This window comes from Mycobacterium sp. NGS29 (assembly GCF_059812965.1).
Window position 1 is genome coordinate 129,736 of the sequence record NZ_JCALDR010000006.1, and the last position, 23,260, is coordinate 152,995.

The 23,260-nt window shown below is 66.2% G+C and carries 21 protein-coding genes; 13 read left to right on the top strand and 8 right to left on the bottom strand.

Annotated features, from left to right (window positions below):
• Nucleotides 1–28: 28 nt before the first annotated feature.
• Nucleotides 29–1,285 carry a serine--tRNA ligase gene (gene serS / locus AC5Y5Z_RS10755; RefSeq protein WP_463826208.1) on the top strand — a complete coding sequence of 419 codons (1,257 nt, stop codon included), beginning with the start codon at nt 29–31 and terminating at the stop codon, nt 1,283–1,285.
• A 62-nt stretch (nt 1,286–1,347) separates the two neighbouring features.
• Nucleotides 1,348–2,451: a GGDEF domain-containing protein gene (locus AC5Y5Z_RS10760; RefSeq protein WP_463826207.1), complete on the top strand. Its 1,104-nt coding sequence runs from the start codon at nt 1,348–1,350 to the stop codon at nt 2,449–2,451.
• Here AC5Y5Z_RS10760 and AC5Y5Z_RS10765 read toward each other — a convergent pair.
• A complete protein-coding gene (locus AC5Y5Z_RS10765) occupies nt 2,448–2,942 on the bottom strand; it encodes a DUF2834 domain-containing protein (RefSeq protein WP_463826206.1) in 495 nt (164 codons plus the stop codon). The genes AC5Y5Z_RS10760 and AC5Y5Z_RS10765 overlap by 4 nt on opposite strands.
• A 69-nt stretch (nt 2,943–3,011) precedes the next feature.
• Between AC5Y5Z_RS10765 and AC5Y5Z_RS10770 the strand changes: the two genes are divergently transcribed.
• Both AC5Y5Z_RS10770 and AC5Y5Z_RS10775 read left to right on the top strand, forming a co-directional pair.
• Complete coding sequence (locus tag AC5Y5Z_RS10770; RefSeq protein WP_463826205.1) at nt 3,012–3,644, top strand: TetR/AcrR family transcriptional regulator; 633 nt, start codon at nt 3,012–3,014, stop codon at nt 3,642–3,644.
• A gap of 47 nt (nt 3,645–3,691) precedes the next feature.
• The gene (locus AC5Y5Z_RS10775; RefSeq protein ID WP_463826204.1) at nt 3,692–5,260 is read left to right on the top strand and encodes a phytoene desaturase family protein; all 1,569 of its coding nucleotides are present in this window, start codon (nt 3,692–3,694) and stop codon (nt 5,258–5,260) included.
• On the opposite strand, the gene AC5Y5Z_RS10780 is transcribed toward AC5Y5Z_RS10775, so the two are convergent.
• Nucleotides 5,257–5,586 carry a hypothetical protein gene (locus tag AC5Y5Z_RS10780; RefSeq protein WP_463826425.1) on the bottom strand — a complete coding sequence of 110 codons (330 nt, stop codon included), beginning with the start codon at nt 5,584–5,586 and terminating at the stop codon, nt 5,257–5,259. The genes AC5Y5Z_RS10775 and AC5Y5Z_RS10780 overlap by 4 nt on opposite strands.
• Before the next feature lie 5 nt (nt 5,587–5,591).
• Nucleotides 5,592–7,142, bottom strand: a complete 1,551-nt coding sequence (locus AC5Y5Z_RS10785; protein WP_499925067.1) for a Rieske 2Fe-2S domain-containing protein — start codon at nt 7,140–7,142, stop codon at nt 5,592–5,594.
• A 189-nt stretch (nt 7,143–7,331) separates the two neighbouring features.
• On the opposite strand from AC5Y5Z_RS10785, the gene AC5Y5Z_RS10790 reads away from it, so the two are divergent.
• The 7 genes from AC5Y5Z_RS10790 to AC5Y5Z_RS10820 all read left to right on the top strand — a co-directional run bounded on the left by AC5Y5Z_RS10790 (nt 7,332) and on the right by AC5Y5Z_RS10820 (nt 12,991).
• Entirely contained in the window at nt 7,332–8,111 is a 780-nt protein-coding gene (locus AC5Y5Z_RS10790) for a lysophospholipid acyltransferase family protein (RefSeq protein ID WP_463826202.1), read from the top strand.
• 3 nt (nt 8,112–8,114) lie between these two features.
• Entirely contained in the window at nt 8,115–8,876 is a 762-nt protein-coding gene (locus tag AC5Y5Z_RS10795) for a lysophospholipid acyltransferase family protein (RefSeq protein ID WP_499925070.1), read from the top strand.
• Between the two features lie 15 nt (nt 8,877–8,891).
• Complete coding sequence (locus AC5Y5Z_RS10800; RefSeq protein ID WP_463826200.1) at nt 8,892–9,677, top strand: lysophospholipid acyltransferase family protein; 786 nt, start codon at nt 8,892–8,894, stop codon at nt 9,675–9,677.
• Between the two features lie 16 nt (nt 9,678–9,693).
• Nucleotides 9,694–10,512, top strand: coding sequence for an HAD family hydrolase (locus tag AC5Y5Z_RS10805; protein WP_473138654.1), 819 nt, complete (start codon nt 9,694–9,696; stop codon nt 10,510–10,512).
• Nucleotides 10,513–10,573: 61 nt separating this feature from the next.
• The gene (locus AC5Y5Z_RS10810; RefSeq protein ID WP_499925071.1) at nt 10,574–11,356 is read left to right on the top strand and encodes a hypothetical protein; all 783 of its coding nucleotides are present in this window, start codon (nt 10,574–10,576) and stop codon (nt 11,354–11,356) included.
• Nucleotides 11,353–12,519 carry a glutathionylspermidine synthase family protein gene (locus AC5Y5Z_RS10815; protein ID WP_463826197.1) on the top strand — a complete coding sequence of 389 codons (1,167 nt, stop codon included), beginning with the start codon at nt 11,353–11,355 and terminating at the stop codon, nt 12,517–12,519. Before AC5Y5Z_RS10810 ends, AC5Y5Z_RS10815 begins: the two co-directional genes overlap by 4 nt.
• Before the next feature lie 13 nt (nt 12,520–12,532).
• Nucleotides 12,533–12,991 carry a DUF350 domain-containing protein gene (locus AC5Y5Z_RS10820; protein WP_463826196.1) on the top strand — a complete coding sequence of 153 codons (459 nt, stop codon included), beginning with the start codon at nt 12,533–12,535 and terminating at the stop codon, nt 12,989–12,991.
• Here the strand turns inward: AC5Y5Z_RS10820 and AC5Y5Z_RS10825 are convergent.
• Together AC5Y5Z_RS10825 and AC5Y5Z_RS10830 are read right to left on the bottom strand one after the other, a co-directional pair.
• On the bottom strand, nt 12,988–14,496 hold the full coding sequence (locus AC5Y5Z_RS10825; RefSeq protein ID WP_499925072.1) for a PE family protein: 1,509 nt from the start codon (nt 14,494–14,496) through the stop codon (nt 12,988–12,990). The two genes, AC5Y5Z_RS10820 and AC5Y5Z_RS10825, sit on opposite strands and share 4 nt — an antisense overlap.
• An 83-nt stretch (nt 14,497–14,579) precedes the next feature.
• Nucleotides 14,580–15,890: a cytochrome P450 gene (locus AC5Y5Z_RS10830; RefSeq protein WP_499925074.1), complete on the bottom strand. Its 1,311-nt coding sequence runs from the start codon at nt 15,888–15,890 to the stop codon at nt 14,580–14,582.
• 73 nt (nt 15,891–15,963) lie between these two features.
• On the opposite strand from AC5Y5Z_RS10830, the gene AC5Y5Z_RS10835 reads away from it, so the two are divergent.
• Together AC5Y5Z_RS10835 and AC5Y5Z_RS10840 are read left to right on the top strand one after the other, a co-directional pair.
• Complete coding sequence (locus AC5Y5Z_RS10835; RefSeq protein ID WP_499925075.1) at nt 15,964–16,980, top strand: AraC family transcriptional regulator; 1,017 nt, start codon at nt 15,964–15,966, stop codon at nt 16,978–16,980.
• A 62-nt stretch (nt 16,981–17,042) separates the two neighbouring features.
• Nucleotides 17,043–18,470, top strand: a complete 1,428-nt coding sequence (locus AC5Y5Z_RS10840) for an HNH endonuclease signature motif containing protein (RefSeq protein WP_499925076.1) — start codon at nt 17,043–17,045, stop codon at nt 18,468–18,470.
• Here the strand turns inward: AC5Y5Z_RS10840 and AC5Y5Z_RS10845 are convergent.
• The 3 genes from AC5Y5Z_RS10845 to AC5Y5Z_RS10855 all read right to left on the bottom strand — a co-directional run bounded on the left by AC5Y5Z_RS10845 (nt 18,409) and on the right by AC5Y5Z_RS10855 (nt 23,109).
• Complete coding sequence (locus AC5Y5Z_RS10845; RefSeq protein WP_499925077.1) at nt 18,409–20,325, bottom strand: spermine/spermidine synthase domain-containing protein; 1,917 nt, start codon at nt 20,323–20,325, stop codon at nt 18,409–18,411. The genes AC5Y5Z_RS10840 and AC5Y5Z_RS10845 overlap by 62 nt on opposite strands.
• Nucleotides 20,326–20,334: 9 nt before the next feature.
• Nucleotides 20,335–21,930: an N-acetylmuramoyl-L-alanine amidase gene (locus AC5Y5Z_RS10850; protein WP_499925251.1), complete on the bottom strand. Its 1,596-nt coding sequence runs from the start codon at nt 21,928–21,930 to the stop codon at nt 20,335–20,337.
• 156 nt (nt 21,931–22,086) lie between these two features.
• Complete coding sequence (locus AC5Y5Z_RS10855; protein WP_499925079.1) at nt 22,087–23,109, bottom strand: hypothetical protein; 1,023 nt, start codon at nt 23,107–23,109, stop codon at nt 22,087–22,089.
• Between the last annotated feature and the right edge of the window lie 151 nt (nt 23,110–23,260).

The following is a 23,260-nucleotide window of genomic DNA, read 5'->3' on the forward strand; positions in this document are numbered from 1 at the left end:
GTGTGCCGGCAAAAGTAGTCTTGCGGCCGTGATCGACCTGAAGCTGCTCCGGGAAGACCCTGACGTCGTCCGCCGTTCCCAACTCAGCCGGGGTGAAGACCCCGCGCTGGTGGACGCTCTGGCGAATGCCGACGCGGCCCGCCGGGCGGCGATCTCGACCGCGGACGCGTTGCGCGCCGAACAGAAGCTCGCCAGCAAATCGGTGGGCAAGGCGTCACCGGAGGAACGCCCCGCCTTCTTGCAGCGTGCCAAGGAGATCGCCGAGCAGGTCAAGGCCGCCGAGGCGGACCAGGTCGCGGCCGAGGCGGCGTTCACCGCGGCCCACATGGCCATCTCGAATGTCGTCATCGACGGTGTCCCGGCCGGTGGCGAGGCCGACTTCGCCGTCCTCGACGTCGTCGGCGAAACCCCGGCGTTGGACAGCCCCAGGGATCATCTGGAACTCGGCGAGTCGTTGGGCCTGATCGACATGCAGCGCGGCGCCAAGGTCGCCGGGTCCAGGTTCTACTTTTTGACCGGTCGCGGGGCGCTGCTGCAACTGGGTCTGCTGCAACTCGCACTGCGGGTGGCGGTGGAGAACGGCTTCATCCCGATGATCCCGCCGGTGCTGGTTCGTCCGGAGGTGATGAGCGGCACCGGATTCCTGGGTGCCCACGCCGACGAGGTGTACCGGCTCGAAGCCGACGACCTCTACCTGGTGGGGACCTCGGAGGTGCCGCTGGCCGGGTACCACGCCGGCGAGATCCTCGACCTGAGCGCCGGTCCGTTGCGCTATGCGGGGTGGTCGTCGTGTTTCCGTCGGGAGGCAGGCAGCTACGGCAAGGACACCCGCGGCATCATCCGGGTACATCAGTTCGACAAGGTCGAAGGCTTCGTCTATTGCCGGCCCGAGGAGGCCGAGGCCGAGCACCAGCGCCTGCTGGGCTGGCAGCGCGAGATGCTGGCGCACATCGAGGTGCCGTACCGGGTGATCGACGTGGCCGCCGGCGACCTGGGCTCCTCGGCCGCGCGCAAGTTCGACTGCGAGGCGTGGGTACCGACCCAGGGCACCTACCGCGAACTGACGTCGACGTCCAACTGCACCACCTTTCAGGCGCGGCGGTTGGCGACTCGGTACCGGGACGCGAACGGCAAACCCCAGGTGGCCGCCACCCTCAATGGCACGTTGGGCACCACCCGGTGGTTGGTTGCGGTGCTGGAGAACCACCAGCAGCCGGACGGCAGCGTGCGGGTGCCGGCGGCGCTGGTGCCCTACGTCGGGGTCGAGCTGCTGGAGCCTGCCTAAACTGCGCAAACCCCTCAGCTAGCTGCGGATATGTCGTTATGATCCGCGGGGAGGTGAGCGGCATGGGCTGGTTGACTGCGTGGTGGCGGCAGCCGGATCACTACGACCAGCTCGGACTCCTTCTGCAGGTGCGCGGGATGGCTGGCCGTACCCGGGCCGCGATCGCGGCGATCGGATTGGCGCTGGTCGCCGCGATTTTCGTGACCTTCTTCAGCACGACTGGACCGCGCGGGCCAGTTCAGACAACCTGTGCGCTGGTCGCGGCCGCCGCCGCCGCCACGGGGGCGCTGCTCTGGGTGTGGCGATGGCCTACCCGCACCCAGGCGGTGTGTTTCACCTTGGTGGCCAATGCCAGCATCGCGCTGGCCGTGCTGGCCCAGAGCGAGCCCCTCGGCGCCATGCTGGCCTGCACCACCTTCGTCACGATGGCCGGCTACATCGCGCTGTTCCATGCAGCGCCGCTGATGGTCTACAACTTCGTGGTCGCCGCTGCCACCGGGATCGTCGAGGCGTGGCTGATGGTCCCGATCTACGGCGTTGTCTCGGCTGCGGGCGCGTTCTCGTTGGTGATCATGCTCAACCTCGGGGTGCCGTTCGGCATCCAGGCCGTCGCGCATGTGCTCGGCATCGATGCGATGCGGGCCGAGCACGACCAGCTCACCGGGCTGTTGAATCGCCGCGCTTTTCATCGGCGCACCCGGCGACACTTGGAAGGAGGCCGTCCGTTGCCCGGCCAGCTGGTGATCACGGTGATCGATCTGGATCGCTTCAAACAGCTCAACGATCGGTTCGGGCACAGTACCGGCGACGCCGCACTGGTCGCGGTGGCACAGGCACTGCGGGCGCACACCGACGACACCGCCGTCATCGCACGAGTGGGCGGTGAAGAATTTGTCATCGCCGATATCTGGCGGCCGGCCGAAGTGGACCGCCGAGCGCAGCGGTTGTGCGACGCCATCGCCGCGCTGCCCTTCGGCATCACCGCCAGCCTCGGTACGGCTGCGGTCGACACCGCACGGCGGGTACCCGCCGCCCTGGACATTCCGGCCCGGATCAACGAGCTGATCTGTGCGGCCGACGCCGCCATGTATGTCGCGAAACGCCGTGGGGGCAATCAGATCTGTCACCACGGCACCCAATACCGCAGCGACGAACTCAGTGCCTAGACCGCTACTCTTTCCGCGGCGCGCTGGTGGCGGTGCTGGCGCTCGATGGTGGCGAAGTAGAACGCGAAGGCGAACGCGAAGCTGGTGAACAGGCTGCTGACGAAATACAGCCACGGCCGCTTGAGGCCGCGCCGGTAACCGTCGATGATCGAAAACAGCGGCAGCAGAATGACATTGGCGATCGTGTAGTCCTGCCCGGCCGAACCCGCGGCGGGGTTGACGAACATCAACTGGATGTACTGGGTCCAGCTGCCGGGACCCCAGAGGGGGTTGTGCACTCCGGTGATCCCGTGCGGGGCGTAACCCTGGACAAAGCGGAAGTTGAAGTACCAGCCCAGCGCGATCGAGGCGATACCGACGACGTAGTACACGATTTCGAGGGGCGATAAGGACGGCCCGGCGGCCGGTCTGGCGTAGACCGCAGGATTCGATCTGACGATCCACCAGATGACGGCGATACCGAGGACAGCGTGGGCGAGGAGCGACACCATGGGCGCAGTCTCACCCCGCCGTCAAAGTTTTGTCAATATTGACAGAACCAATTCAGGTATCTTGCTCAAATGGTGAGACCCGCGCAGACGGTGCGCAGCGAGCGCACCCGCGAAGCGTTGCGCCAGGCCGCAATGGTGCGTTTCCTGGCCCAGGGCGTGCAGGACACCTCCGCCGAACAGATCGCCGCGGACGCCGGTGTCTCGCTACGCACCTTCTACCGACATTTCAGTTCCAAGCACGACCTGCTGTTCGCCGACTACACCGGCCTGAACTGGTTCCGCTCGGCCCTGGACGCCCGGCCCGTCGACGAACCCGTCATCGACTCCGTGCAGGCAGCCATCTTCGCGTTCCCTTACGACGTGGAAGCGGTGACCAAAATCGCCGCGCTGCGCGGTGGCGAGATCGACCCCGGCCGCATCGTGCGCCACATCCGCGAGGTCCAGGCCGACTTCGCCGACGCCATCCAGGTGCAGCTACAGCGCCGCAGCCGAGCCGCCGACCAGCCGCGTGATTTTCAACTGCGGACCACCGTGACCGCCCGCTGCATCGCCGCCGCGGTGTTCGGCGCGATGGAAGCCTGGATGGTCGGGGACGACCGGTCGCTCGGCGAACTCGCCAGGATGAGCCAACTGGCGCTGGCGACGGTGCGCGCCGGCCTCGACGACACCTGGGCGTCCTGGTTACCGTCTGTTTCGTCATAATTGACAAAACTTTGTCCGCGTGACAGCCTCCGGTGCGGGAGGTCGCCATGTCTGACACGGGTAGTGACTACGACGCGATCGTGATCGGCGCCGGGCATAACGGGCTGACAGCGGCGGTGCTGCTGCAGCGGGCCGGGCTGCGGACGGTCTGCCTGGACGGCAAGCTCTACGCCGGCGGGATGGCCGCCACCGTGGAACTGTTCGACGGGTATCAGTTCGAGATCGCCGGTTCGGTGCAGTTCCCCACTTCGGCGCAGGTGATCAGCGAACTGGGGCTGGATGCCCTCCCGACCGTCGACCTGGAAGTCATGTCGGTCGCGCTGCGTGGCATCGGCGACGATCCGCTGGTCCAGTATTCCGACCCGATGAAGATGTTCGCCCACCTCAACGAGGTGCACGGCGCCGACGCCGTCGCCGGGATGGGGGGACTGCTGATGTGGGCCCAGGCGCCGACGCGGGCGCTGGGCCGGTTCGAGGCGGGCACCCTGCCCAAGACCTTCGACGAGATGTACGCCTGCGCCACAAACGAATTCGAGCGGTCCGCGATCGACGACATGTTGTTCGGTTCGGTGACCGAGGTGCTGGACCGTTACTTCCCGGATCGCGAAAAGCACGGCGCGATAAGGGGTTCGATGACCATGCTGGCGGTCAACACCCTGTATCGCGGCCCGTCCACCCCGGGCAGCGCCGCCGCGCTGGCCTTCGGGCTCGGCATCCCCGAGGGCGACTTCGTGCAGATGAAGAAGCTGCGTGGCGGCATCGGCGCGCTCACCGCGCATCTGGCCCACGTGCTGGAGGCGGCCGGCGGTGAAGTGCGGTTGCGGACCAAGGTCACCGAGATCCTCATCGCAGCCGGCCGGGTGACCGGCGTGCGCACCGAGTCCGGCGATACGCTGTCCGCCCCGATCGTCGTCTCGTCCATCGCACCCGACGCCACGGTCAACGACCTGATCGACCCCGCACTGCTGCCCGCCGACATCCGGGACCGGTATGCGCGCATCGACCACCGGGGCAGTTATCTGCAGATGCACTTCGCGCTGGACGAGGCGCCACAGTTCGCGACGCCGTACGAGGCGCTCAACGACCCGAGCCTGCAGGCATCGATCGGCATCTTCTGTACGCCGGAAGAGGTTCAGCAGCAATGGGAGGACTGCCGTCGCGGGATCGTGCCGGCCGATCCCACGCTGGTGCTGCAGATACCGTCGGTGCACGATCCCGACCTGGCGCCGGACGGCAAGCACGCGGCGTCGGCGTTCGCGCTGTGGTTCCCGATCGAGGGCGGCGTCGATTACGGGCAGGCCAAGGTCGAGATGGGGCAGCGGGTGATCGACAAGATCACCCGGCTGGCGCCCAATTTCGAACGCAGCATCATCCGGCACACCACCTTCACGCCCAGGCACATGGGAGTGATGTTCTCCGCACCCGGCGGCGACTACTGTCACGGGCTGCTGCACTCGGATCAGGTGGGGCAGAACCGGCCCGGACCCAGAGGATTCATCGGGCAACCCATTCCGGTCGAGGGGCTGTACCTGGGTAGCGCCGGCTGCCACGGCGGACCGGGCATCACCTTCACCCCCGGCTACAACGCCGGTCGGGCAGCCCTGGCCGATCGCTAGCCGCGAGCGTTCAGCAGTTCCTCGAAGCAGGCCAGGAACTCCTCAGGACGCGCCGGGGTGAAAGCCGGCTTCGAGCCCGGTATGTCCAGCGTGATCAACACCGACTTCAGCGGCCGGTACAGATCCAACGGCAACCAGCGGCGAAAGTCCGGACTGCCCCACACGTTGAAGCGCACCGTGAACAGGCCCAGCGACTCGACCTTGTAGGACCGGATCTGGTCGAGGCTGATCACCTTGGCGGTGCCGGACGGAAAATGGTAGCGGCGCAACGCGATCGCCATTTCGTCCAGTTGCACCACGCCGTCGTCGTAGCACAGGTCCGCCATCGTGCTCATGCCGGAGAACTCCTCAGCTCGTGACCGCGCGTGGTCAGACAGCGACCGTCGTCCAGCCGCCACTGCCACCCGTGCAGGTTGCAGGTCAGCGTATTGCCTTCTATCACACCGAATTTGGACAAGTCTGCCTTCAGGTGCGGGCAGCGGCGCTGAAACTCCCAGCCGTCCATGGTGATCGAAGCGGAGTCGTCATGCGACTCGGCGAACCAGCCGTCGGCGTAGGCGATCCGCTCCTCGGTCAGGCACTTGAAGAACGTGTACAGGTATTCGTTGTAGCCGCCGACCCGCCAGGCCCGGAACCGGGTGGACAAAAAGATGGTGTTCACCCAGTCGGGTTCGTTGTCGCGCAGCACGGTGCGTACCAGTTCGGGCGCGATGGCAAAACCGTAGCGCACCTTCTCATCGGGAATGCGTTCTCGCACCGCACGTTTCGGGAAATCCAGTACCACGGTCTCGGGGCCGAGCACCAGCTCCACCGGATAGCCGATACCGTCGCAGATCTCGTTGCTGGCCAACATGATCGGTTCGAACAGCGCCCGCAGCGGCTCCAGCAGCGGCTCACCCGTCGGCGGCGCCCAGGTGGCCTTCTCGGCGGCCAGCACCGGCGCCATGCGCTCGGCGAAGTCGGCGATGTAGGCCGCCTTGCCGGTGGTGAAGATCGCCTCGACCTGCTCGGTGGGCAGCGGATGAGTCAGCGAATCGAGGGTCGCGCCGGTGAAATCCGCGACCGACCCGGGCATCATCAACAGACCACCGTCGTGCCCGTGGCGGCGCATCTGGTCCAGGAACACCATCTGATCCGGGAAGATGTTGGCCGGATCGTCGCGGTCGTCGTTGAGGTGACGCAGTTCCGGATCCAGGAAGCATGGCGGGCCGGCCGACGGCACCACCCAGGTCGCTCCCACCTGGGCGATGTACTGGCGCGCCCGGTCCATCTGCCGCTGCCGCTTCTGGGTGCCGAACGCCTCCTTGGCGCGCGCCGGCATGTCGTAGACCATTGGGTACCAGATCGCGCCGGAATACTGCAGCAGGTGCACGTCGATGTCGCCGAAGTCAGCGGCCAGCACGTCCAGATCGACCGGGCGTGCGTCGTTCATGTTGAACACGGTGGTGTCGCCGTCGGAGACCACCAGCGCCGAGTCGCCGATCGGACCGTCGGCGGGGGCCCGCAGGGCGATGATCATGATGTCGAGGTCACCCTTGGGCCCGGACAATCGGTGTTGCACGGAGTCGGTGGTCTCGAAGAACCGGCGGAAGCCCAGCTTCTCCAACTCGTTGCGCAGGTCCGGCACCGGGAAGTCGGGCAGCAACACCACCGCGTCCTTGTTGACGTGGGCGGTCAGCAGCTTGGCGTCGAAGTGGTCTTTGTGCAGGTGCGACACGTACAGGTAGTCGCAGTCGCCGAGGGCGTCCCAGTCCAGCCCGCTGTTGTCCGGGAACGGCACCCACGACGCGAAGTACGCCGGGTTGACCCACGGGTCGCACAGAATGCTGCCCGCGCGGGTCTGGATCCGAAAGCCGGCGTGGCCGACGCTTGTGACCTGCACAGATACCTCTCGGGGGGCGGTTTCTTTCGTCACGAGCTTACGTGAATCACCGGGTCGGGTCCTGCCACAGCCGTTAGTGGTAGTGGATGCGCAGCGGGTCGGCGGCACCGCCGTGGCCGGTCAGGAGTGCGCGTCCCAAGTCAGGGCTCGCCACCTCTGTGCCAGCTCGGCGCACTAGGCTGGATTGCTGTGGAACCGGCTTACGGCACTGCCATCACGATTGCCCGCCTGATATTCCGAGTGCAGGGACTGAAGATCACAGTCACCGGGGTGGAGAATCTACCGACCACCGGGGGCGCCGTCGTTGCGATCAACCACACCGGGTACCTGGACTTCACGCTGGCGGGCCTCCCGGCCTATCGGCAGAAGCTCGGCCGCAAGGTGCGGTTCATGGCCAAGCAGGAAGTGTTCGACCACAAGTTCACCGGGCCACTCATGCGTGCCTTCCGCCACATTCCGGTGGACCGGGAAAGCGGGGCCGCCTCCTATGCCGCGGCCGTCGAGAACCTGAAAGCCGGCGAGCTGGTCGGGGTGTATCCCGAGGCGACCATCAGCCGCAGTTTCGAGATCAAGGAGTTCAAGTCCGGAGCGGCCCGCATGGCGGTGGAAGCGGGGGTGCCCATCGTTCCGCACGTCATCTGGGGCGCCCAGCGGATATGGACCAAAGACCACCCGAAGAAGCTGTTCCGGCCCAAGGTGCCGATCCAGGTCATCGTCGGCGAACCGATCGAACCCACCCTGCCCACCGCCGAATTGACTGCCCTGCTGCATTCCCGGATGCAGCATCTGCTCATGCAGGCCCAGGAGCAGTACGGGCCGCACCCGGCGGGTGAGTTCTGGGTGCCGCATCGGCTCGGCGGTGGCGCCCCTTCGATGGCCGAGGCGGCGCAGCTGGATGCCGAAGAAGCGGCGATGAAGGCGGCGCGCCGGGAAGAGCGAGCTCATCCCACCGGTTCCGCAGAGCACTGACCCGTGGCCGAACCCGTCTACCGCGCCAGCGAATTCGTAGCCAGGACGTTCCTCCGGCTCACCGGAAGCCGCGTCACCTACCTCGGCGACGAGAACGTGCCGGCCCAGGGCGGGTGTGTGGTGGCGATCAACCACACCAGCTACATCGACTGGGCGCTGGCCGCGCTGGCTTTCCGCAGGCCCGGGGGGCGGCGGGTGCGGCCCATGGTCAAGATCGAACTGCAGCAGGTCAAGATTGTCGGCTTCATGATGAAGCACAACAAAGCCATCCCGGTGGACCGCAGCGCCGGTGCCGACGCCTACGCGGCCGCGGTGGAACGGTTGCGCGAGGGTGAGGCGGTTGCCGTCTTCCCGGAGGCCACCATCAGCCGCAGCTTCGAGCTCAAGGACTTCAAGAGCGGCGCCGCCCGGATGGCCATCGAGGCCGACGTGCCGATCGTCCCGATCGTCGTCTGGGGTTCCCAGCGCATCTGGACCAAAGGCCTGCCGAGGCAGATCGGCCGCAAGAAGGTGCCTATCACCGTGGCGATCGGCCCGCCGTTGCAGCCGTTGCCGGACGTCACCGGAACCACCGAACTGTTGCACGAGGCGATGACGTCACTGTTGCACCAGGTGCAGCAGAACTATTCTCATCCAACTGGCGAAAATTGGGTGCCACACCGCCTCGGCGGTACGGCGCCGACCTTGCAGGAGGCTGCGCAGATGGATGCTGACGACGCGGCGCGTGCCGCCGGGCGCAAGTCCCAGCGGCCGCGCTCGGGGTGAAGGGAGAAGTCGATCATGGCTGAGCCAGTCTTCCGGTTTCTTGAGTATCTCGTGCCGTCGGCCATGGCGCTGAACGGCAACAAGATCACCTACTACGGCCTGGAGAACATTCCCGAACGCGGCGGTGCGATCATCGCCCTCAATCACACCAGCTACGTGGACTGGATACCCGCGTCGTTGGCCGCCAAAGAGCGCAAACGTCGGCTGCGGTTCATGATCAAGGCCGAGATGGCCGAAGTGAAGGCAGTCAACTACGTGATCAAGCACATCCACCTGATCCCGGTGGACCGTAGCCAGGGATCTGAGGCGTACGCGGTGGCGGTGCAGCGGTTGCGAGAAGGCGAACTGGTGGGGGTGCACCCCGAGGCGACCATCAGCCGCAGTTTCGAACTGCGCCAGTTCAAGACCGGCGCGGTGCGGATGGCGATGGAGGCGAACGTGCCGATCATCCCGATGATCGTGTGGGGCGCCCACCGGATCTGGCCCAAGGACCACCCCAAGAAACTGGTGCGCAGTAAGGTCCCGATCACCGCGGCGATCGGCCCGCCGCTGTGGCCGATGGGCAGTGTCGATGAATACAACGCCACGCTGCGGCAGGCGATGGAGTCGATGCTGTACTGGGTGCAAGAGCAGTATCCGCACCCCGAAGGCGAGTACTGGGTGCCGCGGCGCCTCGGCGGCAGTGCGCCGACCCCGGACGAATCGAAAGAATTCCGCATCGCCGAACTGGCCGAGCGCGCACAGAAGCGCGAGCAGAGCGGTGCGGCGTCGAAGAAGCGCAAAGAAGGCGGACCACGCTGACGACACCCGGATCCCCTTGCTGAACCCACCCCGGCTCATCGGGTGCGACGTCGACGGCACCCTGTTCAACGAGGACGAGACCCTCACCCCCCGCACCCGTGCCGCGGTGCAGGCCGCAGTCGCCGGCGGCGCCCACTTCGTGTTGGCGACAGGTCGTCCGCCGCGCTGGATCAGGCCGGTCGTCGAGGCCCTCGGTTTCGCGCCGACCGCCGTGTGCGCCAACGGCGCCGTCATCTACGACCCCGAACACGATCGGGTTATCTCGGCACGCACGCTGTCCGTCGAGACGCTGGCGGCGCTGGCCGACATCACCCGACGGGTGATACCCGGAGCCGGGCTCGCGGTCGAGCGGATCGGCGAACGCGCACACGACTCGGCGACCCCGCAGTTCATCAGCTCACCGGGTTACGAACACGCGTGGCTCAACCCGGACAACACCGAGGTCTCGTTCGAGGACCTGCTCAGCGCGCCCGCGGTCAAGCTGCTGATCCGCAAGGCCGGCGCGTCCAGCGCGGAGATGGCGGCCGCGCTGGCCGGGCACGTCGGCGACGAAGGTGACCTGACGTATTCCACCAACAACGGTCTGCTCGAGGTGGTGCCGCGCGGCATCAGCAAGGCCACCGGCCTGGCCGCGGTGGCCGAGCCGCTGGGAATCAGCGTCGCGGACGCGATCGCCTTCGGCGACATGCCCAACGACGTACCGATGCTGCTGCGGGCCGGCCGGGGTATCGCCATGGGAAACGCGCATCCGGAAGCGCTGGCCGCGGCCGACGAAGTCACCGCGCCCAACACCGACGACGGTGTCGCCCGCGTGCTGGAACGTTGGTGGTCTTGATTTCCGCTGCGATGTGGGAGACTGCCCGCGTGGTCGCGATTCGGGGACCGGAGGGCAGCTAGTGGGGTCAGAGGCAGACCCACCGGACGGCGGTGGGTCCGAAGAACGCGAATCCGGTCCGCTCGGACCCGACGAGCCGAACCCGCAGCCGCCGCCAAAGCTGCTGCCGCACGGGAAGATTGAGCTGCCTGCGGCGGGTAAGCCGCCAGGGCCGCCGAAGTTGCTGCCGAATACCCCGCCGAGTCCCCCGGACGGGCCGCGCAAGAGCGCCTTCGGTGCGAACCGTCCGGCCAAGCCGCCGCGGGAGCGGCCCGCCATGCCGCCGAAACCCGTCGGCGGCATGCACTTCCAGGACGCGGCCACCGCGAAGCCCCGACCACCGACCCCGGCGGAACTGCGGGCCCGCCAGAAATACGAAGACCAGCAGCGCGAAGCGGAACAGGTACGGCTGGCGGCCGAGGCTAAGCGCAAGCGGCAGAAGCGCATTCTGATGGGTTCCGCGGCCGCCGTCGGGGTGGTGGGACTCGTCGCGGGTGTCGGTTACTGGCTGCTGACGCCGGATCACGTGACAGCTCAATGTGTTCAGGACGATCCGAGCGGTCAGCCCGTGATCGTCCCGGACAGTTATTGCACCGGTCACACCGCCGGCCTGAACGGTTTCTTCTTCTGGGGTGGCCACCAGTACCGCTACTACTACGGCAGCTCGGGTTCGGTCGGCCAGCGGCCCACCGGTGGGACCACCAGCATTCCGAAGGGGGCGCACGTCACCACCAAGTCGGGCAGCACAATTCAGCGTGGCGGAATCGGTGGCAGCGGCGGCAAGGCCGGGAGCGGTGGTTCGTGAAGCGCGGCAGGACGCAGCCGCGCCCGAACTGGCAGCAGACGGTGCAATCGCAGGGCCTGGTCTATGGGACGCCGGCGCGTGACGCGGGAGGTGCCGACCGGCCGTACTGGGACGAGTCGGTCTACTACGAATTCGAGATGGACGAGATCCTGGCACTGGAAGCCGATGTCGAACTGCTGCATTCGATGTGCCTGAATGCCGTCGAGCAAGTGGTGCTGATGGAGCGGTACTCGGATTTCGGCCTGCCGGAATGGAGTTGGCCGCATGTGGCCGAGTCGTGGCGTCGTTCCGACCCACATGTCTACGGCCGCTTCGATTTACGATACGACGGACGACGGCCGGCGGTGCTGCTCGAATACAACGCCGATACGCCCACCACGCTGCTCGAAGCGGCGATCGTGCAATGGTATTGGCTCAAAGACAAATTCCCCCAGGATGACCAGTGGAATTCCTTGCATGAACAACTGGTCGACCGCTGGAAGACAGTCCGGGATCTGTTGCCCAGCAACGAATTACACTTCGCCTGGTCCGGTGTCGAGGCCACCGGAGAGGACCAGATCACCACAACCTACATGATGGAGACAGCGGCCGAAGCCGGCTTCCAGGCGGTCGGGCTGCTGGTTGAGGACGTGGGCTGGGATTCGGCGCTGGAACGGTTCGTGGACTTGGCGGAGGATCCGATCCGGGCCATCTTCAAGCTGCATCCCTGGGAGTGGGTGCTCGACGACCAATTCGGCAAGCACGTGGTGTCCAGCCTGCCGCAGACGATGTGGATAGAGCCGTTGTGGAAGACCCTGTTGTCGAACAAGGCGATCCTGGCGGTGCTGTGGGAAATGTATCCGGGGCACCCGAACCTGTTGCCCGCCTACCTCGATGATCCGCACGAGCTCACCGAGTATGTGCGCAAGCCCAAGCTGGGTCGGGAGGGCGCCAACGTCACCGTCGTCGGCGCCGGGATGGAGACCGCCACCGGCGGCTTCTACGGCGAAGAGGGCTTCGTCTACCAGTTGCTGGACCCGCTACCGGAATTCGACGACATGCGGCCCGCGCTGGGCGCGTGGGTCGTCGGTGACACCTCGGCGGGGCTCGGCATCCGGGAGACCGCCGGCCTGATCACCGACGACGGCGCGGCCTTCGTCCCCCACCGAATCCCTCTGAAGTGAACGGAGATCACCGATGACGACAAGCGTTGTGGCGTTGCCGCATTCGGACTACTGGAGCTGGCTCGGTAGTGGTGCCGCGGCCATCATCCTGTACTCGATCCTCGGGTTGGTGCTGATGATCATCGGGTTCTACGCGATCGATCTGACCACGCCGGGGCCGCTGCGAAAGATGGTCAATGCGGGAAAGCCCAACGCGATCATCGTGTCGGCGGCCGGAATGGTCAGCATGGCATTCATTGTGGTGGTGGCGATCTACTCGTCGTCGGGCAATCTGGCGGGAGGTCTGCTCGCCTCGGCGGTCTTCGGGCTCGTCGGAATCACGGCGCAGGTGGTGATGATGCGCATCGCGGCCCTGGTGATCGGCATCGACATGCACGGCTTGTTCTACGACGACGCGTTCAGTTACGACGCGTTGATGGTCGCCGCCGCGCAGTTCGCACTCGGCATTGTGGTGTCGGTGGCGATTATCTAGGACGGTGTGATGGCCAGGGCGAGTTGCTGGGGCGCGTAGTTCACCAGCAGCGGTATGAGGCCGGAGAACGGTGTGCCGAAAATGGTGACTGGAATGGTGGTCCCCGGAATGGTCAGCAGAGGCGTCGGGATATCGGGCACATTGATGGACGCAGTGACCGGATGGGGCGGAACGAGTAGCCCGTCGGACGGCAAGTGCAGCACGACGCTCACGTCGATGCCGAGCAGCGGTATCGGGACGTTGATCGTTGTATCAATAGCCGTGTGGCCGTTGAGGAAGCCGTTCAAGGCCGTTGCCGGCGCATCGAACAGCGTGGCTGCCGCCCCGAGATAATCGCCCGCTGCCAGTGCCTGCGCGAAAGTCTCTGCGCTGGTCGCTACCGCATTCAGCGTCGCCAGCGGTGCACCTGCCGCGGCGTAGGTAGCGACGAGCGGCAATCCGAAGAATGCTTCAAGCGTTGATGCGGGCAGGTTCAGTAGATGCAACTCCGCTTCGGCCGAGATGCTCGGGACGGTCAGCGTATTGATCACGTTGGTGATGTTCTGCGCCACTTGCCGCGGAATGGACGGCGGGATCAGATCGGTCAGGTACTGCGCCTCTTGTCCGGGAATGTTCATGATGGTGAACAGATCCCCGAGCGGACCGAGCAGCGTGGGATGCAACGTCGCAGTGATGTCGGGAACAGTGCCGCCGATCACGACCTGGCCGGGGGCGACACCCGTGACCAGTAGCCCCAAGGCGGCCTTGCCGAAGTCGCTCACCGCACCGGTGAAGTTGCCTGCCAACAAACTCTGCGTCGCAACCCCCAAGCCCGATACGAAGTTCGGCAAGCCCGTGACGAGCCCGGTGATCCCGCTGATGCCCGCACTGACGAACGTCTGAGCGAACCCGGTCTGTACCGCGATGAACTGCTGGAGGAAGGCCGCCGGGTTGAACGACAGTGCCTGCCGAATGGCGGCCTCGATGGTTGCCGGCAGATTCGGCAGGTTGGCCGGGAAGTTCGCAATGGCAGCCGCGATCTGCTGGGCATAGCCCTGCTGGTTGGCGAGGAACTGCCGCAGGAACGGGAACGGGTTCGCGGCCCATGCACTACCCAGGGACTGCAGGTTGGTGACCGTATTGGTGAACAGTTGCGCATAGGCCCCGCCCGGAGCTGCAGCGGCACCACCGGCCAGCAGCGACTGGAACGGCACATTGACCGCACCGGCCAAAGTCTGTTCGGCATTGGCGATTTCGGTGCTGAGGTATGCGGCCGAGCTGGTGTTCAGCAACCGCACGAAGTCCGCATGGAAGGCCGCCGCCTGGGTGTTGACGGCCTGGAACTCCTGGCCGAAGGCGCCGAACAGGGCCGAGACGGCCACCGAGATCTCGTCGGACGCCGCGGCGGCAACCTCGGCAGTGGGGCCGGCGGCGGCCGCGGTTGCTGCCTGCAGACTGGAGCGGAGGTCAGCAAGACTGTCGGACGCTGCGACCATCAAGTCCGGCACTGTGTAGACGACTGACATCAGGCTTCCTCCCGCAGACCACTCGCGCTCGTTGAACGGAGCCTATGTCGCGGCGCCTGCCTACGGTGCGAATTCGCGATACCTCAGCGTTGTAGGCGCAACGGCACCGACACCGGACCTCGAAGCGACGGGGTGGTGCACCACCGCACCGGTCCGGCCAACTCCAGCCCGTCGACCTCGTCGAGCAGGCAGTCGATGGCGGTGACGGCTTCGAGCCGGGCGAGATGTGCGCCCAGGCAGAAGTGCAGACCGTGGCCGAATGCCAGATGCCCCGTCGTGTTGCGATGAAGGTCGAATCGGTCGGGGTCCGCGAACTTCTCCGGACCCCGATTGGCTGAAGCGTAGAACAGCAATGTCTTTGCGCCTCTGGGTATTAACGTGTCGCCCACCTGATAGTCGACGGTGGCGGTTCTGGTCACCCACTGCACCGGCGATCCCCACCGCGCTGTCTCCTCCACGGCGGCTGGTAGCAGGCTGCGATCTGCCTTCAATTCGGCGAACAGGTCTGGTTCTTCGGCCAGCCTCACGAGCAGCATGCCGAGCAGGTTGGTCGTCGTTTCGTTGCCGGCCACCAGCAGGACCAGCACGTAGAGGAACGCCTCCTGTTCGGACAGCTGACCGGCGGCCGTCGCCGCCTGCAGGAGGGTCATCAAATCTTCAGCGGGTTGCGTTGCCCGACTGCGCATTTCGGTGTCAAAGAAGCAGCGCAGCCGCAGATAGGCCTGCATCGCCGATCCCATCAAGCGCACGATCTCCGACAGACTCTGGGGACCGAAGATCTGTGCGAACTTTTCCGAGACCGCCCGAAATCCGGGCCATTGCTCCCGCGGGATGCCCAGGATTCTGGCGATCACGTTGATCGGCATCGGAACCGTCAGTGCCGGAACCAGATTGACGGTTCGTCCCGCATTCAGGCCGGCGACCGCCTCATTCGCCAACGCACGGATCTCGGCCGTCCAGGTCTGAACGGCACGTTTGCTGAATAAGGGCGCGACGACGTGCCGCAGTCGGGTGTGATCCGGGGGGTTGCTGAAGATCACCATGTTGGCTACGAACGAGCGCAACATGATGCCATCCCGCGACGAGAAGATGTCACTGCGCCGCACCGCGGAGTGCACGTCGTCATAACGCCCGAGCATCCAGACGCCGAGCCGCTCGTTGACGACAACAGGATGCTCGCGCAGACGCGCCAGTGCAGGGTACGGGTCGGCGATGTTCGCCGGCAGGGTTGGATCGAACGAGGTGCGCGGCACCGCGGCAGGCGCTGAATTCGGCCGCGGTCGCCGCAGGTCCCGGTATCCACCGGTGGCGACGGGACGCCACAGATCGCCGACGGAACTGTACGCAGCCGACACGAGGGCGCGCGGGCTAGGTCTGAGGAGATCGGTTGCCACAACGACGACGTTATGCCCAGCTCAACAGTGCGGGAAGGCCCGAACCGGACAAGTATTTGATATTTTCAGACACGTGGCGACCTCGTCGGCGAACTGGGATGTCGCCCTGTCCTCCGCTACGGGGCGGCACGTTCTGGAAACCGCACGACGGCACGGACTTGTCCCGGCCGTCTGTCTGGCGGGTAGCGGACTCACCGCTGCGGACCTCGCCGATCCGGCAGCCGAGGTGTACGCCTCCCAGGAGCTGACGATGATCCGCAATCTGATTGCGCGATTGGGTGACCAACCCGGTCTCGGCATGGAAACCGGAATGCAGTACAACTTGGCCGACACCGGCATCTTCGGCTTTGCGTTGATGGCCAGTCCGACCTTCGGGGACGCGATCGACGTCGCGTGCCGCTACGCCGCCCTCACGGATACCTATCTGCGCCTGGTCGCCCCGGCGGTCGATGACGTCGAGGCGGTCCTCGTCTTCGATGACGCGCGGGTGCCCCGGGACGTTCGGCGATTCATGCTGGAGCGGGACTTCGCGATCATGTTGCGGCTGTTGCCACTTCTGCTGGGCGTCAACCACCCGCCCTTCACCGTGCGAGTGGAGTTCGCGGACCTGCAGTTGCCGGTCGAGACGGTGCAACTCGACAAGCTGACCGTAATGGTGGAGAACACCTCGCGCAGTGCCTTGGTGATGCCGGCGGCCCTCATCGATCTGCCGATGCCAGCGGCCGACGCGCAGACCGCGGCGATCTGCATCCGGCAGTGTGAGGACCTGCTGAACCGGCGTCGTGTCCGCACCGGGGTTTCCGCGGCCGTCCGCACGCGAATCATTCAGGACTCCAGAGCAATTCCGCCGATGAGTGCCGTCGCGAAGGATCTGTGCATCACCGAGCGAACCCTGCATCGTCGGTTGGCCGCGGAAGGTACGAGTTACCGCGCGCTGCTCGACGAGGTCCGTGCCGCGTTGTCGACTGAATTGCTCCGGTCTGGGCTGACGGTCGGGGAGACCGCACGCCGCCTCGGCTATGCCGAGACGGCCGCATTCACCCGCGCCCATACCCGGTGGTGTGGGCATCCGCCTAGTCGGCATAGGTGAAATCGGCTGCGCTGCTTGATCTTGGCCAGTTGTTGTCGGTGCCCCTCCATAGAATGCGGGGTATGTCGGGCAGTACGTGTACGGAGATCGTCGAGGCTCTCGACGGTCTCGAATCGTTCGCGGATCGACTGTGTGAGTTGACCTTTGAGGCGCCAGGTACCACGGAGCTGTTGGTGACCCGGGAGCGCCTGGAGCGCATCACCCGAAAGTTGCGGGTGCCCGGGCATGCCGTCATCAACCAGTTGGCGGTGGTGGCCACCAACGCTGAACTCGGCGGCACGCTGGGTCAGGCGTTGTCCAACCGGCTGCGGGTCAGCAAGTCTGAAGCCAATCGGATGATCAACCAAGCCGCGGATCTGGGTCCGCGCCGGGCGCTGACCGGTGAACCCTTGGGGCCGGCGCTGCCCGAGGTTGCCACCGCCGAACGTAAAGGGCTGATCGGGACCGAACAGGTGGAGATCATTCAGAAGTTCTTCACCAAACTGCCCACTAGCGTCGATGCCGCCGCGCGCACCGAAGCCGAATACAAACTGGTGGTGATCGCCACGGGGTTTCGCCCCGACCAACTGACCGACTACGCCCGCGTCTACAAAGACTGCCTCAAACCCGACGGCGACTTCATGCCCGACGAGCCCGAACGCGCTCGCAAACGCGGCATCACTCTCGGCCGCCAACAAGCCGATGGAATGTCGAAGATCAGCGGCATGATCACCCCGGAATGCCGTGCCACCCTGGAACCGGTTTTGGCCAAACTCGGCGCTCCGGGAATGTGCAACCCCGACGACGCGTCCCCGATCATCGAAGGCCGAGCCTCTGAAGAGGCGGTGGGCCGCGACGCCCGCAACCGCGACCAGCGCTACCACGACGCCCTGCAGACCGCGGCGCGGATCTTGCTGGAGTCCAAGACCTTAGGTCAACATCACGGTCTGCCGACCAGCATCGTGATCACCACCACGCTGGCCGAGTTGGAGGCCGGCGCCGGACGCGCCCTGACCGCCGGGGGCACCCTGCTACCGATGGCCGACGTGATCCGCTTGGCCTCGCACGCACACGACTATCTCGCGGTGTTCGATAAGGACAAGACCCTGGCGCTCTACCACGGCAAGCGCCTGGCCTCCCCGGAACAACGCCTGGTGCTGCTCGCTAAAGACCGCGGCTGCACCGCACCCGGCTGCACCGTGCCCGGATATTGGACCCAAGTCCACCATGTCGAATCATGGCTGGAAACCCGACGCACCGAAATCGACAATCTCACGCTGGCCTGTGGGCCGCACAACAGGATGGTCGAACTACTCAACTACTACACCTGCAAAAACAAACTCGGCGACACCGAATGGCACCCACCCGAACACCTCGACTACGGCCAACCCCGCACCAACTGCATGCATCATGCCGAACGAAAACCTGACCCTGAAGACGCGGAAAAACCTACCCGCGCAGAGACTTCGGCGGAATCGTGGAAGTCACCAAGGAGGCTGCATCGATGGTAAGCGGTCGGTAACCCAGCGTCGGCAACCGCGCTGTCATCGTCGCGACAAGATCGTCCTGAACGGGCCCGGACAAGCCGGTCAGGAATGCCCACTCGTGTTCGACGCTGCCGAAATAGACCACTGTGCCGAACGTTTCGTGGAACCGCCGCCAGGACTGCCGCAGCGTCTCGTCGCGCCACAGCGTCGGACAGCCGGCCTGACCGACGACGACACGGCCGATCTCGCGACACCGCTGCAGGAAGCTCTGCTCGTACAACCGATTGTGCTGGGCGGGTTCGGCGTGCTCGTCCGGAAGGTCGATCACCACAATGTCGTACGGCTCGGTGACGTGCTCCACGAAGTCCCAGCCGTCCCGGTAGTAAACGGCGATCGGGCCCAGTCCTCGCTCTGCCCTGCGCAATTCGTCCACCGAGTAGCCGTAGGGTAGGTGCTGCGCGCATAGCCGGACCGCCGCACGGTCGATATCGACGTGGTCGACCTGGGTAGCACCGGCGGCGACGGCCAGCTGGCTCACCACCCCCTCGCCGGAACCCACGACAAGCACCCGATCGATCTTGTCGGCCAGCAACAGCGCGGGCACCAGGAGCGCCTCGTGATAGACCAGCTGACTGAATTCGGTGCTCTGCCGGTCACCGTCGCTGAACAACGCGATGCCCTGCCGGGTGCGGCCGATCACCAGATGCTGATAATCGGTGTGTACGTCGCAGACGACGCCGGACAGCTGCCAGTGGCGAGTCAGCCCGGGCGCCAGTGGCTCCACGATCGTCTGGCCCACCTCGGTAGCGGCGTCGAAATAGGTTGGCAACGGCGAGAATCCGTTGAAGTTCACCGATGCATAACTGGCGGTGTACGCACCGGCGTGCTCGATGCGGACCCGATCACCCGGCTCGAGCGTGACCGGTAGCGGACAACGCTGGTAGAGCACGTCGTCGCCGTCGCACGTCGGGCCCGCGACCACGGCATCCTCGACCGGGTCGCCGTCACGCACGGTGCGGAACCGGTAGCGGATGTACTCGTTCTCGGTTTCGGCGAGTCCGCCGTAGCGGCCCACGTCCAGATACACCCAGCGCCGTCCGTCGGTACCGGTGCGCACCGACACCACCTCGCATTCGAGGGTGCCGGCGGTCCCGACGATTCCACGCCCCGGTTCCACGACGAGTTGTACTGCACGCGAACCGAAGTGTCGTTGCACCGCCGATCTGATGCCGAGCGCGACAGCCTCGAGCGAGGGTGCCTGCGCCAGGTAACCGATGGGAAACCCGCCGCCCACATTGATCGTCGTGAGACCGGGGACTTCATCGAATAGCTGAGCAGCACAAGCAATCCCAAGTTCCCACGCACCGACGTCGAGTTGTTGTGAACCAACATGGAAGCAGACACCCCGAGCCGCCAACCCCAGTTCACCGGCGCGATGCAGCAAGTCAGACGCGGCATCCGGCGCACACCCGAACTTGTCACCGAATGGCGTCACCGACGGCGGAAAGACCGGCGCGATACGGCATTCCACCTCCGCGCCGGGCGCGTGCTCGGCGATCGTCACCAGATCGGTTGCGGTGTCGAACGCGAACCGACGGACCCCGCGCGCGTGTGCGCGGGCCACCGCGGCCGACTTCTTGATCGTGTTCCCGAACGCCAGCCGCGCACCCTCGATTCCGGCTGTGATGCAGGCGTCGATCTCCCCCGTGGAGGCGACGTCGAACCCGGCGCCCTGGCCGGCCAGTGCCCGCAGAATCGGTGCGGCGGGATTGGCTTTGACGGCGTAGCGAATCTGCGCATCGGGCAACGCCACCCGAAGCGCCCGGAAGTTGTCGCGTACCCGATCCAGATCGATCGTCAGGTACGGGGTCTCGGGCACCCGGTCAGACTAGTTGGGCGGATGGGCGGGCAGGGAGAAGTGTTCCGGCGGAACGTTCGGACCGCTCGGCGGTTGCGTCGAGAGCGGCGTGGTGATCCCGTCCATCACTTGGGTGATGTTGCCGGTGAGGCGCTCGAAGTTGAGCGTCCCGTGCTGGAAGTTTTGCGTGATCTGCAGCGGTTCGTGAATCTCGGCGCTGGTGGGCAGACCGAGCGGCCCGCGCTCGTAACTCTGCGCCGCCCATGCGTCGTAGAGGGCGCCGGTGACCGGCTGCACGCCGGTGGCGGCCGACCAGTACATCGCGCCCTTGACGAAGGTGGCGAACCGCGATCCGCCGGCCCCGTCGTCCTCCGGTGATGTCGGGGCGCCCAGCACGCTGCTCATGCCGCCCATCTGCTGCCAGTGCTGGTAGATCGCGCCACCCTCCAGAGCCTTGATCAGCTCCTCGGGCGGATCGTTGAAATGTGCTGCAATGTCGCGGATCTCGTCCATCAACGCATACGCCGCATTGCCGGGGCAGTCGGTATTCCCGACGTCGCGATGGGTGAAGACGGCAGGCAGTTTCGCCACCGCGCCGGCCGGAAAGACGGTGTAGGAGCCGCCTTCTGATTCGAGGTCCACCGTGCCCTTGGGGTCGACTTCCGCCATGCTCAACCGCCAGCCGAGCAGTCGGCCCACGGTGCGCAGCTGGATCGGGGTGGGTGCCACGTCGTCGAAGTTGCCGATCATCGCCACGCCCCAGGTCTCGCGGTTGAAACCGCCGGTGTGGAATCCTTCGACCGCCTTGGTGAGGCCGCCGGCACTGCCCTCGAACACCTGACCGTACTTGTCGACGAGTGCGTTGTACGCGATGTCGCACCAGCCCAGGGTTTTGCTGTGGTAGGTGTAGATCGCCTTGACGATGCCGGCCGATTCCAGCGGCGAATAGTCGTTGCTACCGGCGGTGTGGTGCACTACTCCGGCCCGGACCGCGCGGTCGTATTGCGGGCTGCCGCAGCGCAACGATTCGTCGGCGCCCCACTGGGCACGGCTAGTGATGGGCGGCGCCTGGCCCGGCATCAGCACTCCCGCCGGGGGATTCCAGTGCTGCTCGGCGGGCGCCTGCGGCGGCGAGATGAGGACCGCGGTGATGTTCTGCCCGAACGGTTGTTCCTTGGTGACCGGCCGGTAGCCCAGCCCGGTTCGGTCGGCGGGCGCCGGCGGCGCCTGAGTCACCGGTGCGTCGACCGGCCTGGTGACGGCGATCTGCACGGCGGTGGTGGTGCCGACGAAGACCGGGTCGGTGCTGCGCGGGTCGTCGGCCGAACCCGATCCGGCGGGCGCCGCAGTCTGGTACTCCGTTTGATACCAGGGCCCCCAGGACCCGTCGGCTCGCCTCGCCCGCACCCGGGCGGACGTGCCCGCCAGGTCGCCGGTGAAGGCGACCATGGCGAACGGCACGTCCTGGGTGAGTTCGCGGACCGTCACCCCGCCGCCGAGCCCGATCAACGGTTGCTCGGCCAGCCGGGTGTCCGCGGCGGGTGGTTCGACGGGAGATCGGGTGGGCATCCCGAGCAAGACCCAGGACACGATGACGACCGTCGCCGCGAATGCGGTGACAAGCATGGTCGGTGCGTGACTGCGGGCCACCAGGCGATGTTACGTGTGTGACGAATGTTTCTACTGAGGCGACACGGCTTTACCCGCCAGAAACTGTCGACGACACCGCAGAGGATTGGGTGGGACTCTGCGGTGTCGTCTGGTGACAGGTTCGGACGGTTGTTACACCGGTGGTACGGCGGCGGCCGCTGCCGGGATGGCGCCGGGCACCGCTGCTACCGCGCCAGGCACGGCAGCCGCTGCACCGGGCACGGCCGCCGCGGCACCGGGTATCGCGGATGCGGCGCCAGGTATCGCCGATGCCGCCCCCGGAATCGCAGACGCGGCACCGGGAATAGCGGCAGCGGCGGGAATGCCGGGAATCGAGGGAAGTGCGGGTGTGGCGCCGGCGGCCGCCGGAGCGCCAGCGGCGCCGCCCTGAACACCCTGCATGATGGCCGGCATGATCAGGCCCTTGAGCAGGTCGATGGCTTGGCTGGCACCCAGCTGGTTGGCCGCCTGCATCAGGTCGCTGACCAGTCCGCCGCCTCCGCTGCTGCCGGTGGCCGCCGGGCTGACCGGCGAGAGGCCGGTCCCACTGCCGCCGCCGCCGAGGCCCGAGGTGTCGCCCAGGATCGGATAGGTGCCGTCGGCGCCGGGGTCCAACCCGACCGGTGCCGCGATCGGCACCTCACCGGTGCCGGCGGCGGTGGCCGGGCTCAGACCGGTCGTGCCGGACAGTCCCGGTGCCACCCCGGTCGGGCTGGTCAGCCCCGGGTCACTCAGTGCCGGGTTGGCGCCCGCTCCGGTTGCACCGAGGGTCGGTGCCAAACCGGTGGCCGGTGACAACGAGGTGCCCGGCAATCCGGGTGTGGTCGGTGACAGGCCCGGGCTCAGACCGGTGCCACCGAGGCTGGGACTGGCCAGACCGGGCGTGGTGCCCAGCCCGCTGCTGGCGGAGGTGCCGCCCAGCGCAGGAACCGGCGGCAGGTTGACCCCGAACTGCGAGAGCCCTTGCGACAGCGCCGATATCAGCTCGCTGGGCAGGTCGGCGACGCTGGCTGCGCGCTTGAACTCGTGGTGTTCCACCGGCGTGGTGGTGGCGGTCGATTCGTAGACAAGGAAGTACGCGCACGGACTCGCGACCGCCAGGGCGGCGACTGCGCTCATGGCTGTCGAGAGCTTGCGTCGGCGTCGGTTCGGCACGGAAGTCTCCTCAATGTGATCGGGGTGCAGGCATGAAACCCGCACCACTGATGGTACGAGTGGGATTGATGTGACTGGTGTGACGAGACCTAATCGTGAGGTGAGTGGTTCACAGGTGTGACGTTCAACCGACGGCTCGCCGTGCGGCGCG

Bases quoted from the DNA above. Each gene is read 5' to 3' on its own strand.
- AC5Y5Z_RS10770 (WP_463826205.1), top strand. From the start codon at position 3,012: ATGGTGAGACCCGCGCAGACGGTGCGCAGCGAGCGCACCCGCGAAGCG.
- AC5Y5Z_RS10800 (WP_463826200.1), top strand. From the start codon at position 8,892: ATGGCTGAGCCAGTCTTCCGGTTTCTTGAGTATCTCGTGCCGTCGGCC.
- AC5Y5Z_RS10850 (WP_499925251.1), bottom strand. From the start codon at position 21,930: ATGCTTGTCACCGCATTCGCGGCGACGGTCGTCATCGTGTCCTGGGTC.
- AC5Y5Z_RS10840 (WP_499925076.1), top strand. From the start codon at position 17,043: ATGTCGGGCAGTACGTGTACGGAGATCGTCGAGGCTCTCGACGGTCTC.
- AC5Y5Z_RS10825 (WP_499925072.1), bottom strand. From the start codon at position 14,496: ATGTCAGTCGTCTACACAGTGCCGGACTTGATGGTCGCAGCGTCCGAC.
- AC5Y5Z_RS10775 (WP_463826204.1), top strand. From the start codon at position 3,692: ATGTCTGACACGGGTAGTGACTACGACGCGATCGTGATCGGCGCCGGG.
- AC5Y5Z_RS10760 (WP_463826207.1), top strand. From the start codon at position 1,348: ATGGGCTGGTTGACTGCGTGGTGGCGGCAGCCGGATCACTACGACCAG.
- AC5Y5Z_RS10820 (WP_463826196.1), top strand. From the start codon at position 12,533: ATGACGACAAGCGTTGTGGCGTTGCCGCATTCGGACTACTGGAGCTGG.
- AC5Y5Z_RS10765 (WP_463826206.1), bottom strand. From the start codon at position 2,942: ATGGTGTCGCTCCTCGCCCACGCTGTCCTCGGTATCGCCGTCATCTGG.
- AC5Y5Z_RS10780 (WP_463826425.1), bottom strand. From the start codon at position 5,586: ATGGCGGACCTGTGCTACGACGACGGCGTGGTGCAACTGGACGAAATG.